Source organism: Pseudomonas extremaustralis (assembly GCF_900102035.1).
Classification (GTDB): Bacteria; Pseudomonadota; Gammaproteobacteria; order Pseudomonadales; family Pseudomonadaceae; genus Aquipseudomonas; species Aquipseudomonas extremaustralis.
Genome location: NZ_LT629689.1, coordinates 873,010 through 887,494, shown reverse-complemented (window position 1 = coordinate 887,494; position 14,485 = coordinate 873,010). Strand labels below are relative to the sequence as shown.

8 protein-coding genes and 1 pseudogene are annotated in these 14,485 nt (G+C 63.0%); 7 read left to right on the top strand and 2 right to left on the bottom strand.

From position 1 onward, the window contains the following. Nucleotides 1-174: 174 nt before the first annotated feature. From BLR63_RS04430 to BLR63_RS04415, 4 genes and pseudogenes are all read left to right on the top strand, one after another. Nucleotides 175-3,396, top strand: coding sequence for an efflux RND transporter permease subunit (locus tag BLR63_RS04430; protein ID WP_010564891.1), 3,222 nt, complete (start codon nt 175-177; stop codon nt 3,394-3,396). Beyond that, complete coding sequence (locus BLR63_RS04425) at nt 3,386-4,555, top strand: efflux RND transporter periplasmic adaptor subunit (RefSeq protein ID WP_010564890.1); 1,170 nt, start codon at nt 3,386-3,388, stop codon at nt 4,553-4,555. The genes BLR63_RS04430 and BLR63_RS04425 overlap by 11 nt, the downstream gene beginning before the upstream one ends. Beyond that, a complete protein-coding gene (locus tag BLR63_RS04420; RefSeq protein WP_042946797.1) occupies nt 4,539-5,957 on the top strand; it encodes an efflux transporter outer membrane subunit in 1,419 nt (472 codons plus the stop codon). The genes BLR63_RS04425 and BLR63_RS04420 overlap by 17 nt, the downstream gene beginning before the upstream one ends. 246 nt (nt 5,958-6,203) lie before the next feature. Continuing rightward, a pseudogene (locus tag BLR63_RS04415) lies at nt 6,204-6,662 on the top strand (REP-associated tyrosine transposase). Between the two features lie 118 nt (nt 6,663-6,780). Here BLR63_RS04415 and BLR63_RS04410 read toward each other — a convergent pair. Then, nucleotides 6,781-8,064 (bottom strand): Zn-dependent hydrolase, encoded by a 1,284-nt coding sequence (locus tag BLR63_RS04410; RefSeq protein ID WP_010564886.1) that lies wholly within the window; start codon nt 8,062-8,064, stop codon nt 6,781-6,783. A gap of 61 nt (nt 8,065-8,125) precedes the next feature. Further along, a complete protein-coding gene (locus tag BLR63_RS04405) occupies nt 8,126-9,613 on the bottom strand; it encodes an NCS1 family nucleobase:cation symporter-1 (RefSeq protein WP_010564885.1) in 1,488 nt (495 codons plus the stop codon). Nucleotides 9,614-10,206: 593 nt separating this feature from the next. Here BLR63_RS04405 and hydA point away from each other — a divergent pair. From hydA to preA, 3 genes are all read left to right on the top strand, one after another. After that, nucleotides 10,207-11,646 carry a dihydropyrimidinase gene (gene hydA, locus BLR63_RS04400; RefSeq protein WP_010564884.1) on the top strand — a complete coding sequence of 480 codons (1,440 nt, stop codon included), beginning with the start codon at nt 10,207-10,209 and terminating at the stop codon, nt 11,644-11,646. Nucleotides 11,647-11,795: 149 nt separating this feature from the next. Next, entirely contained in the window at nt 11,796-13,163 is a 1,368-nt protein-coding gene (locus BLR63_RS04395) for an NAD(P)-dependent oxidoreductase (RefSeq protein WP_010564883.1), read from the top strand. Beyond that, complete coding sequence (gene preA / locus BLR63_RS04390; RefSeq protein WP_010564882.1) at nt 13,163-14,437, top strand: NAD-dependent dihydropyrimidine dehydrogenase subunit PreA; 1,275 nt, start codon at nt 13,163-13,165, stop codon at nt 14,435-14,437. Before BLR63_RS04395 ends, preA begins: the two co-directional genes overlap by 1 nt. The last annotated feature ends 48 nt before the right edge of the window (nt 14,438-14,485 follow it).

Sequence of the window (14,485 nt, the reverse complement as noted above, 5' to 3'; positions counted from 1 at the left end):
TCGTGTCCGTTGGGCTACAAGCTTGCGGAGCCCCCCCATGTAGAACAAATGAATACATATGAAACGATCTTCAGCCCTTACCTAAATCTTCCTTCACCTGGCTGAAAGGTGCGTGTTAGGTGGGTCGGTCAAGACTGCCGGGGTTTGCAATCCTGCTCCATTGGAGGTTTACGCATGCTCGGGCTGGTAAAGACCGCACTGCAAAAGCCATACACGTTTATCGTGTTGGCCCTATTCATCTGCATCATCGGACCGATGGCGGCCCTGCGCACCCCGACCGATGTATTTCCCGATATCGGCATCCCCGTGGTCGCCGTGGTCTGGCAGTACAACGGCCTGTCGCCGGACGCCATGGCCGGCCGGGTGATCTACACCTACGAACGCTCCCTGAGCACCACCGTCAACGACATCGAACACATCGAATCGCAATCGTTGCCCGGCATGGGCATCGTCAAGATTTTCTTCCAGCCCGGCGTCGATATCCGCACCGCCAACGCGCAAGTGACGGCGGTGTCACAAACCGTGCTCAAGCAAATGCCACCAGGCATCACGCCGCCGCTGATTCTCAACTACAGCGCGTCGACGGTGCCGATCCTGCAAATGGCGTTCTCCAGCCCGACACTGTCGGAAGCCAAGATCCGCGACCTGGTGCAGAACAATATCCGCCTGCCCCTGAGCGCCCTACCCGGCCTGGCCATGCCGACGCCCATGGGCGGCAAACAGCGGCAGATCACCCTCGACCTCGACCCCCAGGCGCTGGCCGCCAAAGGCTTGTCGGCCCAGGACGTGGGCAATGCCCTGGCGTTGCAGAACCAGATCATCCCGGTGGGCACCGCCAAGCTCGGCCCCGACGAATACACGATCCTGCTCAACAACAGCCCCAAGGCGATCGATGAACTCAACGACCTGCCGATCAAGACCGTCGATGGCGCGCTGATCACCATCGGCCAGGTGGCCCACGTGCGCGACGGTTCGCCACCGCAGACCAACATCGTGCGCGTCGACGGCCATCGCGCGGTGCTGATGCCGGCGCTGAAAAACGGCAGCATCTCCACCCTGTCGATCATCGACGGCATCCGCCAGATGCTGCCGCGCATCAACGAAACCCTGCCGCCGTCGCTGAAGACCTCGCTGCTGGGCGATGCCTCGGTGTTCGTCAAGCAATCGGTGGGCAGCGTGGCCCAGGAAGGCATCATCGCCGCGCTGCTGACCAGTGCGATGATCCTGCTGTTCCTCGGCAGCTGGCGCTCCACATTGATTATCGCCGCGTCGATTCCCCTGGCGGTGCTGTCGGCCATCGCGCTGTTGGCAGTCAGCGGGCAGACCCTCAACGTGATGACCCTCGGCGGCCTGGCGTTGGCGGTGGGGATTCTGGTGGACGACGCCACGGTAACCATCGAAAACATCAACTGGCACCTGGAACAGGGCAAGGCGGTGAAGACCGCGATTCTCGACGGCGCCGCGCAGATCGTCGGCCCGGCGTTCGTCTCCCTGCTGTGCATTTGCATCGTGTTCGTGCCGATGTTCCTGCTGCAAGGCATCGCCGGCTACCTGTTCCGGCCGATGGCCCTGGCAGTGATCTTTGCCATGGCCAGTTCGTTCATCCTCTCGCGCACCCTGGTGCCGACCCTGGCGATGTACCTGCTCAAGCCGCACACGCCGGAACCCGGCACGGGGCACCACCCGGAAGATGCGTTCATCAACCACCACGAGGGTGAACAGCACCGCAAGCCACGCAATGCCGTGCTGCAATCGGTGCTGAATTTCCAACAGGGCTTCGAGCGGCACTTCTCGAACATCCGCGACACCTACCATGGCCTGCTGACGCTGGCCCTGGGCAATCGCAAGGGCTTTATCGCAGGCTTTTTAGCCTGTGTGCTGGCCTCGTTCCTGCTGCTGCCGAGCCTGGGCCAGGACTTCTTCCCGGCCACCGATGCCGGTGCGCTGGCGTTGCATGTGCGCCTGCCCTTGGGCACGCGCATCGAAGAAAGCGCCGCTGCCTTCGACCGCATCGAAGCGCGGATTCGTGAGGTGATCCCCGCCGAAGAACTCGACACCATCGTCGACAACATCGGCATTCCGCTGAGCGGCATCGACATGGCCTACAGCAGCAGCGGCACCATTGGCCCGCAGGATGGCGACATCCAGGTCAGCCTGAAAAAACACCACGCCCCCACCGCCGATTACGTGAAGAAACTGCGTGAAGCGCTGCCGCAGAGTTTCCCCGGCAGCCACTTCGCGTTCCTGCCGGCGGACATCAGCAGCCAGATCCTCAACTTCGGCACGCCGGCGCCGCTGGACGTGAAAATCTCCGGGCGCAGCGACGCCGAAAACCGCGCCTACGCCGTGGAACTCGAGCGCCGTCTGCAACACGTACCGGGCATCGCCGACCTGCGCATCCAGCAGTCCACCGGCTACCCGTCGCTACAGGTCAACGTCGACCGCCTGCGCGCCAACGGCCTGGGCATCACCGAGCGCGACGTGACCAACAGCATGGTCGCGTCGCTGGCCGGCAGCTCGCAAACCGCGCCGACCTTCTGGCTCAACCCGGCCAACGGCGTGTCCTATTCCATCGTCGCCGCCACCCCGCAATACCGCCTCGACAGCCTGCCGGCGCTGGAAGCGCTGCCGGTGACCGGTGCCGATGGCCAGTCGCAGATCCTCGGCGGCGTGGCGAGCATCTCCCGGGTGCAAAGCCCGGCGGTGGTGACCCACTACAACATCGAACCGACCCTGGACCTGTACGCCAACGTGCAAGGCCGCGACCTCGGCGGCGTGGCCCGCGACGTGCAAAAGGTACTGGACGACACCGCGCACCTGCGCCCCAAAGGCGCGACGATCAGCCTGCACGGGCAGATCGACGCGCTGCACGAAGCCTTCAGTGGCTTGAGCTTCGGCCTGCTCGGCGCAGTGGTGCTGATCTACCTGCTGATCGTGGTCAACTTCCAGTCCTGGGTCGACCCGTTCGTGATCATCACCGCGCTGCCGGCGGCACTGGCGGGCATCGTGTGGATGCTGTTCCTCAGCGGCACGTCGCTGTCGGTGCCCGCGTTGACCGGCGCGATCCTGTGCATGGGGGTGGCCACCTCCAACTCGATCCTGGTGGTGAGCTTCTGCCGCGAACGCCTGGCCGAGCATGGCGATGCGCTCAAGGCCGCGCTGGAAGCCGGTTACACACGCTTTCGCCCGGTGTGCATGACCGCCCTGGCGATGATCATCGGCATGCTGCCCCTGGCCCTTTCCGAAGAACAGAACGCGCCATTGGGCCGCGCCGTAATCGGTGGCCTGATCCTCGCCACCACCGCCACTTTGTTGTTTGTTCCCGTGGTCTTCAGCCTGGTCCACGGTCGTCACCCTACTCGCGCAATTGCTGGAGAAACGTCCCATGTCGTCTGATCACAAACCCTCACGCAAGCGTCTGATGCTCATGGGTGTCGGCGGCCTGACCCTGGCCGCCCTGCTGGTCGCCAACGGCCTGTACGCCCGCACAATGCACGAACGATCCGTCACGGCCTGGACCGAAACTGCGGCCATCCCCCAGGTGATGGTGTTCCAGCCGCAGCAAAACGTGACCGGCGACAGCCTGCGCCTGCCCGCCCACCTTGAGGCCTGGAGCAAAGCGCCGATTCATGCGCGGGTCAGCGGCTACCTGAAGGACTGGAAAGTCGACATCGGCAGCCAGGTCAAGGCCGGGCAGGTCCTTGCCGAAATCGACAGTCCCGACCTCGATCAACAGTTGGCGCAGACCCATGCGCGCCTGATCCAGCAGCAGGCCAACGCACGCTTGGCCGCCACCACTGCGACCCGCTGGGAAAACCTGCTGGCCAGCCACTCGGTATCGCGCCAGGAAGCCGATGAAAAAACCTCCAACGCTGCGGCGGCGAAAGCCAACGCCGAGGCGGCCGCCGCCGATTACGCACGGCTGTCGGCCCTGGAAAGCTACAAGACCCTGCGCGCGCCCTTCGCCGGCACCATCACCGCGCGCAACACTGACATCGGCCAGTTGATCAAGGCCGACACCGACAGCGACCCGGAGCTGTTCAGCATTGCCGACACCCATCAGCTGCGACTCTATGTGCCGGTGCCGCAGAACTACGCGGCGGTGATCCACCCAGGACTGGAAGCCGAACTGACCGTCCCCGAACACCCTGGCGAGCACTTCAAGGCGCGCCTGATCGGCGACTCCACCGCCATCGACCGACGCTCCGGCACCCTGCTCGCGCAGTTCGTCGCCGACAACCCCCACGGCGAATTGCTCCCCGGCGACTACGCCGAAGCCACCCTGCCGATCCCGGCGGACACCCATGGCGTGAGCATTCCGGCCAGCGCGCTGATCTTCCGCGCCCAAGGCACGCAAGTGGCGGTGCTGGACACACACAACCACGTGCACCTGCAAACCATCCATATCGGCCTGGACCTGGGCGAACGCCTGGTGATCGACCAGGGCCTGAACCCCGCCGACCGCATCGTCGACAACCCGCCCGATGCCCTGCGCGAAGGCGACCCGGTGCAACTGGCCGACGCCGCCGGAGGTGCCCATGCGCCCAAGGCTTAAGCCCCTCGCGGCGCTGATGCTGCTGGCATTGCAAGGTTGCTCGCTGGCGCCGACCTACACAGTGCCGGCGCTTGACCTGCCGGCCAACTACCGCGAACAGACCAGCGACGGCCCGTGGCACAGCGCGCAACCGTCCGATCAACTGGCGCCGCAATGGTGGACGCTGTACCACGATGCGCGCCTGAACGCCCTGCAACAGCAACTGCTCACGGCCAACCCCGACCTGGCGGCGGCGCTGGCGCACTTCGATGCGTCCCAGGCGTATGCCAGCCAGTTGCATGCCGGCTTGTTCCCGCAGATCAACGCCAGCGCGCAGCCGTTGCGCCAGCGCCAATCCGACTCACGCCCGCTGCGCGGGGCGACGCAGCCGTCGGTGTACAACAGCAACACGGCCGGGTTTTCGTTGAGTTATGACTTGGACCTGTGGGGCAAGATCCGCAATCAGGTGGCGGCCGGCGATGCCCAGGCGCAAGCGTCCGCGGATGACCTGGCGGTGGCGCGCTTGAGCCTGCAACGGCAGTTGGCGAGCCTGTATGTGCAACTCAATGGGCTGGATGCGCAGAGTCGGATTCTCGACAGCTCGCTGGACGATTTCAGCCAGGCGTTGCAACTGACCCGCAGCCGTTATGAAGGCCAGATCGCGTCTGAACTTGACCTCACGCGCGCGCAAAACCAGTTGGCCGAAGCCAAGGCCCAGCTCGATGAAGTGCGCGGGCAACGCAACCTGACCGAGCATGCCATCGGTGAACTGGTCGGCGTGGCGGCCAGCGACTTCACTCTGCCGGCGAGCCAACAGCTGATCGCCCTGCCGGCAATTCCATCGCAGTTGCCAAGCCACCTGCTGCAACGTCGCCCGGATATTGCAGCGGCAGAGCGCCGGGTATTTGCGGCCAACGCGAATATCGGCGTGGCCAAGGCGGCGTGGTACCCGGATTTCAGTCTGACCGGGTTGATCGGCGGACAGACCCAAGGCGTGGGGAACTTACTGTCGGCGGGCAATCGGTATTGGGCGCTGGGGCCGCTGATGAACGTGCCGATCTTCGACGGCGGTCGCTTGAGTGCCAACGAACGCCAAGCCAAAGCCGAGTTTGAACAAGCCTCGGCGCAGTACCGCAGCCAAGTGCTGAAGGCCGTGCGCGAAGTGGAAGACAACCTGGCGCAACTGCGCGATTTGCAGCAGGAGGCACAGGATGAACAGGCGGCAGCGGATGCCGCGCTGCACACGCAGTCGTTGGCGATGAACAGCTATCAAGCCGGCGCGGTGAGTTACCTGGACGTAGTGACAGCGCAGACGGCAGCGTTGCAGGCGCAAAGGACCTTGCAAGCGGTGCAGACGCGGCAATTGCAAGCGAGTGTGGGGTTGGTGACGGCGCTGGGCGGCGGCTGGCAGTCGGGTACCTGACAACAGAATAGGGGAAGGGGTTGCGGTCAGTTACATCGGTATTGGCTGAAAGATCGCTATCGGGAGCAAGCCCCCTCCCTCACGGGTTTGGGGGCTGACATGGGTTGTATGAATGCCACAGATCCAATGTGGGAGGGGGCTTGCTCCCGATAGCGTCCGTCCAGACACATCCTGCCAAAAGCCCGCCTCTCAACCTGTGGCATCCCCATCTAGCCTCTCAAGACACCCCCAGAGAGAGGCCAGGGAATGCCTGATTTACCCGCTTCACATCGCCTGCGTATCGGTCGATTCAGCGAGCCGAATCGCATCTATCTCATCACCACCAACACCCACGAACGCGTACCGATATTCAGCGACTTCCACCTCGGTCGCCTGGTTGTCCGGCAGTTGCGGGCAGCCCAGTACCAAGGGCTGGCGAACTCCCTGGCGTGGGTGATCATGCCGGACCACTTTCACTGAATGCTAGAACTGCAAAAAGGCTCGCTGGCTGACCTGATGTGCCAGGTGAAGTCCAAAAGTACACGGACCGTCAACGGCGCGAGCGGACGCAAAGGCCGGCTTTGGCAAACCAGTTTTCATGACCGGGCGCTGCGCAAGGAGGAGGACCTGGTGAAAATGGCCAGGTATGTGGTGGCTAATCCATTGCGTGCGGGGTTGGTTAGCCGGATCGGCGATTACCCGTTGTGGGATGCGATTTGGATATAGACACCGTTCAACTGTGGGAGGGGGCTCACTCCCGATGGCGGTGGATCAGTCATGTATGCATCGACTGAAAGACGGCTATCGGGAGCGAGCCCCCACACATTGGTTTTGGGTCAGGGACTCAGGCGGCGAGTTGGCCGCTGGCGATGGCGGCCGATGCGGCTAGCATCGCCCGCAACAGCACCGCACACCCCGCTGCCAAATCATCCGGTGCGGCGTTCTCGATTTCGTTGTGGCTGATGCCGCCTTCACACGGGACGAAGATCATCCCCGCCGGGCCGAGTTCGGCGAGGAAGATCGCGTCGTGCCCGGCCCCGCTGACGATGTCCATGTTCGACAAGCCCAAGCCGTTCGCGGCGTCGCGGACGGCGTCCACGCAGCCTTTGTCGAAGTACAGCGGCGGGAAGTCGGCGGTGGGTTCCATTTCATAACTCAATCCATGCTTGGCGCAGGTCTCGTCGATCACCTGGCGCACCTGGGCAATCATCGAATCCAAGCGCGCCGGTTCCAGGTGACGGAAGTCCAGGGTCATGCGCACTTCACCGGGAATCACGTTGCGTGAGCCGGGATAAGCCTGCAGGCAACCAACGGTGCCGCAGGCATGGGGTTGATGCCCCAACGCAGCCGCATTCACCGCCGCCACCACCGCCGCCGCGCCCACCAGGGCATCCTTGCGCAAATGCATGGGCGTCGGCCCGGCGTGGGCTTCGACGCCACGCAGTTTCAGGTCGAACCACTTTTGCCCGAGGGCGCCGAGCACCACGCCGATGGTTTTCTTCTCGTCCTCAAGAATCGGCCCTTGTTCGATATGCGCCTCGAAATAGGCGCCGACCTTGTGCCCACTCTCCGCACGCGTACCGGCATAACCGATCGCATTCAATGCATCGCCCACCGAGACACCATCTGCATCGACCTTGGCCAGGGTTTCGGCCAGGGTGAATTTCCTGGCAAATACTCCCGAGCCCATCATGCACGGTGGGAAGCGCGAACCTTCCTCGTTGGTCCACACCACCACTTCCAGCGGCGCCTCGGTTTCCACCTTGAGGTCATTGAGGGTACGCAGCACTTCCACCCCCGCCAGCACGCCGAAGCAGCCGTCGAACTTGCCGCCGGTGGGCTGGGTGTCGATATGGCTGCCGGTCATCACCGGCGGCAGGTTGGGATTGCGTCCCGGACGGCGGGCGAAGATGTTGCCGATGCCGTCGATGGTCACGGTGCAGCCGGCCTCTTCGCACCACTGCACGAACAGGTCGCGGGCCTTGCGGTCGAGGTCGGTAAGGGCCAGGCGGCACACGCCACCCTTGGCGGTGGCACCGAGTGTGGCCAGCTCCATCAGCGACTGCCACAGGCGGTCGCGGTTGACGTGCGGATGGGTCGATTGCAGAACGTCGAGGACAGCGTTCATGGGGTTCTCCTCAGGCTGTTTCTTAGGTACGTCTTGGGCATTGCCGGCGAGAGCAACGCGGTTATGAGGGGGTTTTCAGTGCCAGTGCCTGGGGTCTGCGCTTGGCATTGAGGCCGTAATACAACACGCCGCCCAACGCCGAACCGGTAAACCAGCCGTAGCTGTAGAACCAGCTGAACGCATCGCTGCCCAGCGCCAGCAAGGTCAGCACCACCGGCACGCCAAACGCGACGAAACCGCTCCAGTTCCACGCCGGGTACACGTCGTCGCGATACAGGCCGGCCAGGTCCAGTTGCTGCCGGCGGGTGATGAAGTAGTCCACTACCATGATCCCGGCGATGGGCCCGAGCAGGCTCGAATAACCCAGCAACCAGTTGGAATACACGGTCTCCAGGCTGACATCGGAGACGATCAGCCCAAGTTTTTTCAGCAGTTCGTGGGCCATCAGTGCCAGCCCCACCAACCCGGTGAGAATCACCGCCGTGGTGCGGTTGATCAGCTTGGGGGCGATGTTCTGGAAGTCGTTGGTGGGCGAGACGATGTTTGCCGCCGTGTTGGTGGACAAGGTGGCGACGATGATCAACGCCATGGCCACCGCGACCCACACCGGACTCTGGATATGCCCGATCAGCGTCACCGGGTCGGACACGCTGACGCCCACCAGTTTCACCGACGCGGCGGTCATGATCACGCCGAGGGCGGCGAACAGGAACATGGTCAGGGGCAGGCCGAAGATCTGCCCGAGGATCTGGTCCTTCTGGCTGTTGGCGTAGCGGCTGAAGTCGGGAATGTTCAGTGACAGAGTGGCCCAGAAGCCCACCATCGCCGTCAGGCCGGCCATGAAGTAACCGGTCAGGCTCGCGCCTTCGGGGCGTTTGGGCGGGATCGCCATCAACTCGCTGAGGGACACGCTCGGCATCGCCCACACCAGCAGGCCAATGCCCACCGCCACCAGCAACGGTGCCGACAGGGTTTCCAGGCGCTTGATCGACTCGGCGCCGCGCAGCACCACCCACAGGTTGAGGGTCCAGAAGATCATGAAGCCGATCACTTCACCGGTGCCGCCCAGGGATTTCCAGCCCTCGAAAATCGAGCCGAGAAACAGGTGGATCGCCAATCCGCCGAACATCGTCTGGATACCGAACCAGCCGCAGGCCACCAGCGCACGGATCAGGCACGGCACGTTGGAACCGAGGATGCCGAACGACGAGCGCAACAACACCGGGAACGGAATGCCGTACTTGGTACCGGGGAAGGCGTTGAGGGTCAGCGGGATCAGCACCACGATATTGGCCAGCAGGATCGCCATCAGCGCCTCGCCCACCGACAACCCGAAGTACGCGGTCAGCACCCCGCCCAGCGTGTAGGTGGGCACGCAGATCGACATGCCGACCCACAGCGCGGTGATGTGCCACTTGTTCCAGGTGCGTTCATGCACCTTGGTCGGTGCCATGTCGTGGTTGTAGCGAGGGCTGTCGAGGACGTCGGGGCCGGCGTCGAGTTCGTACAGCCCGTTGCGTTCAATGACTTGCGATCTGTTCTGTTGCATGGCCGCTCCACGGTTTTTTTTGAATTGTTGTTGCTCACCTGCCAGGTCGAGGCAGGTGGCCGGAGTACCTCGTAAACAACATGACATCACGGGTCCGGCCAGCCGCCACTGCACTCAATAACCGTGCCGACAACCGCCTCCGAACCTGCACCGCTTATATAACTTGCTGATGTTAATCAGTTTTCCGATTGAACCTTGGATACTTGCCGCGTGACACCGCCGACATAACCTGGAAGTTGTCCGAACCGTCAGGACTCAATCTGGTGCAACACAATTATTTTTATTCACTGCCGACGTCAAGAGGCATGTCTCAAGCGTCTGATTTGCAATAAGAAATGTTGCTCAATTTGCGAACCTGTCAAGTGCGTCAAAATGGTGAGCACTCGCCACATTTTGGTGATTTTGATTTTTTATCCTTATAAATCAATAAATTAAGAATGATATAAGCTTATAAAAAATATTCTTGCCCTATCTAAAGACTCGGGCTAGTTTCTATTCCTGTCACCGATGACAGGTTTTTTTAAACCTTCAGTGAACGGAATTAAAACACTTAGAACCAGCACAAGCCGGTCAAGCCCTGTGAGGAACTCGACATGTCACTGTTGATCCGTGGCGCCACTGTAATAACCCATGATGAAACTTACCGCGCCGATGTTTTATGCGCCGGCGGTCTGATTCGCGCCATTGGCACGGACCTGGATATTCCCGCCGGCACCGAGATACTCGACGGCAGCGGCCAGTACCTGATGCCCGGCGGCATCGACCCGCATACCCATATGCAATTGCCCTTCATGGGCACCGTGGCCAGTGAAGACTTTTTCAGCGGCACGGCGGCCGGGCTGGCCGGTGGCACCACGTCGATCATCGACTTTGTGATTCCCAATCCGCAGCAGTCCTTGCTCGAAGCGTTTCACCAGTGGCGCGGCTGGGCGCAAAAGTCGGCGGCCGACTACGGTTTTCATGTGGCGATCACCTGGTGGAGCGAGCAGGTGCGCGAGGAAATGGCCGAACTGGTCAGCCACCACGGCATCAACAGCTTCAAGCACTTCATGGCCTACAAGAACGCGATCATGGCGGCCGACGACACCCTGGTCGCCAGCTTCGAGCGCTGCCTGGAACTGGGCGCGGTGCCCACCGTGCACGCGGAAAACGGCGAGCTGGTGCATCACCTGCAACGCAAGCTGATGGCCCAGGGCATCACCGGGCCGGAAGCCCATCCGCTGTCGCGGCCCTCCCAAGTGGAGGGCGAAGCAGCCAGCCGCGCGATCCGTATTGCCGAGACCATCGGCACGCCGCTGTACCTGGTACACGTCTCGACCAAAGAGGCGCTGGATGAAATCACCTACGCCCGTGGCAAGGGCCAGGCGGTATACGGCGAGGTCCTCGCCGGCCACCTGCTGCTGGACGACAGCGTCTACCGCCACCCCGACTGGCAGACCGCCGCCGGCTATGTGATGAGCCCGCCGTTCCGCCCGCGCGGACATCAGGAGGCACTGTGGCATGGCCTGCAGTCCGGCAACCTGCACACCACCGCCACCGACCATTGCTGCTTCTGCGCCGAGCAGAAAGCCGCCGGCCGTGACGACTTCAGCAAGATCCCCAACGGCACCGCCGGCATCGAAGACCGCATGGCGCTGCTGTGGGACGAAGGGGTGAATACCGGCCGACTGTCGATGCAGGCCTTCGTCGCGCTGACCTCCACCAACACCGCGAAGATTTTCAACCTCTACCCACGCAAAGGCGCGATCCGCGTCGGCGCCGATGCCGACCTGGTGCTGTGGGACCCGCAAGGCACGCGCACGATTTCCGCCAAGACCCACCACCAGAACGTCGACTTCAACATCTTCGAGGGCAAGACCGTGCGCGGCGTGCCGAGCCATACCATCAGCCAGGGCAAGCTGGTCTGGGCCGACGGCGACCTGCGCGCCGAACGCGGGGCCGGGCGCTATGTGGAACGGCCGGCGTATCCGTCGGTGTTCGAGCAGTTGAGCAAGCGCGCCGAGCGTTCCAAGCCCGTTGCCGTCAACCGCTGACATCGCTTATCGGGAGCAAGCCCCCTCACACCTTTGATCGGGTTCACACCATTCAAGTGTGGGAGGGGGCTTGCCCCCGATAAGGCCAGCACAGGCAACAAAAAATGCCCGCCAGAGGCAATCCGAAAAAACATCGTGAGGCTAACACCGTGATCCAGACCCTGACCCACCTCCCCCATCCCCACGCAGATGGGGCGACCCTCGCCAGCCATTTCACCGACCTGGCGCCGCCCCTCAACGCCCGCCAGGCCCAACTGGAAGCCTCGCGCTGCCTGTATTGCTACGACGCGCCGTGTGTGAATGCGTGCCCCAGCGAAATCGACATCCCGTCGTTCATCCGCAATATCCACACCGACAACGTGCAAGGCGCCGCGCAAAAAATTCTCTCGGCCAATATCCTCGGCGGCAGTTGCGCCCGCGTCTGCCCCACCGAGATCCTGTGCCAGCAGGCCTGTGTGCGTAACAACGCCGACGAATGCGCCCCGGTGCTGATCGGCCTGTTGCAACGCTACGCCATCGACAACGCGCACTTCAGCGAGCATCCGTTCCAGCGCGCCGCTGCCACCGGCAAACGCATCGCGGTGGTCGGCGCCGGCCCGGCTGGCCTGGCCTGTGCCCATCGCGCCGCCCTGCACGGCCACGACGTGGTGATCTTCGAAGCCAGGGAAAAAGCCGGCGGCCTGAACGAATACGGGATCGCCAAGTACAAGCTGGTGGATGATTTCGCGCAAAAGGAGCTGGAATTTCTCCTGCAGATCGGCGGCATCGAGATCCGTCACGGCCAGCGCCTGGGCGACAACCTCAGCCTGAGCGAACTGCATCAACACTTCGATGCGGTGTTCCTCGGCCTCGGCCTGGCCGCCAGCAAACAACTGGGCCTGCCCCACGAGGACGCCCCCGGCCTGCTCGCCGCCACCGACTATATCCGCGAACTGCGCCAGACCGACGACCTTAGCCAACTGCCCCTGGCCGACCGCTGCATCGTGCTCGGCGCCGGCAATACCGCCATCGACATGGCCGTGCAAATGGCCCGCCTCGGCGCCCGCGATGTGAACCTCGTCTACCGCCGGGGGCTGGCCGACATGGGCGCCACCGGCCATGAACAGGACATCGCCAAGGCCAATCAGGTACGCCTGCTGACCTGGGCCCAACCCGAAGAAGTCTTGCTCGACGACCAGGGCCATGTGCGCGGCATGCGTTTCCTGCGCACGCACATGCACAACGGCCGTCTGCACCCCACCGGCGAAACCTTCGAACTGGCCGCCGACGCGATCTTCAAAGCCATCGGCCAGGGCTTCGACAACGCCGCGCTGCACGATCCGCTGGCCCAGCAACTGCAACGCGTGGGCGAGCGGATTTTCGTCGACGAACAGCTGCGCACCAGCATCCCCGGCGTGTATGCCGGCGGCGATTGCGTCAGTCTCGGCCAGGACCTCACCGTGCAGGCGGTACAACACGGCAAGCTGGCCGCTGAAGCCATGCACGCCCAACTCATGCTCAACGTGGAGGCTGCGTAATGGCCGATCTCTCGATTGTCTTCGCCGGTATCAAAGCCCCCAACCCGTTCTGGCTGGCCTCCGCGCCGCCCACCGACAAGGCCTACAACGTGGTCCGCGCCTTCGAAGCCGGCTGGGGCGGCGTGGTGTGGAAAACCCTGGGTGAAGACCCGGCGGCGGTCAACGTGTCGTCGCGCTACTCGGCGCACTACGGCGCCAACCGTGAAGTGCTGGGCATCAACAACATCGAGCTGATCACCGACCGCTCCCTGGAAATCAACCTGCGGGAAATCACCCAGGTCAAAAAAGACTGGCCCGACCGTGCGCTGATCGTGTCGCTGATGGTGCCGTGCGTCGAAGAGTCCTGGAAAAACATCCTGCCCCTGGTGGAAGCCACCGGCTGCGACGGTATCGAGCTGAACTTCGGCTGCCCCCACGGCATGCCCGAACGCGGCATGGGCGCGGCGGTGGGCCAGATGCCGGAGTATGTGGAACAGGTGACGCGCTGGTGCAAGACGTACTGTTCGCTGCCGGTGATCGTCAAGCTCACGCCGAATATCACCGACATTCGCGTGGCGGCACGGGCGGCGTATCGCGGCGGCGCGGATGCGGTGTCGCTGATCAACACCATCAATTCCATTACCAGTGTGGACCTAGAGCGCATGGTCGCCCTGCCGACCGTCGGCACCCAAAGCACCCACGGCGGTTATTGCGGTTCGGCGGTCAAGCCGATTGCGCTGAACATGGTCGCCGAAATCGCCCGCGACCCGCAGACCCACGGCCTGCCGATCTGCGGCATCGGCGGCATCGGCAACTGGCGCGACGCGGCGGAATTCATCGCCCTCGGCTGCGGTGCGGTGCAGGTGTGCACGGCGGCGATGCTGCACGGGTTTCGCATCGTCGAAGAGATGAAGGACGGACTGTCGCGATGGATGGACAGCCAGGGTTACGCGAGCTTGCAGGATTTTTCCGGTCGCGCAGTGGGCAATACCACCGACTGGAAGTACCTGGACATCAACTACCAAGTCATCGCCAAGATCGATCAAGAAGCCTGTATTGGTTGCGGGCGTTGCCATATTGCCTGTGAGGACACCTCGCACCAGGCGATTGCCAGTTTGAAACAGGCGGATGGCACGCATAAATACGAGGTGATCGATGATGAGTGCGTGGGCTGCAATCTGTGCCAGATCACCTGCCCGGTGGCCGATTGCATCGAGATGGTGACGGTGGACACTGGCAAGCCGTTTTTGAACTGGACGCAAGATCCGCGTAATCCGTATCGGGAAGCGGTGTAGGTCTTTAGGGCACTATCGGGGGCTTGCTCCCGATAGCGCCCTCAACCT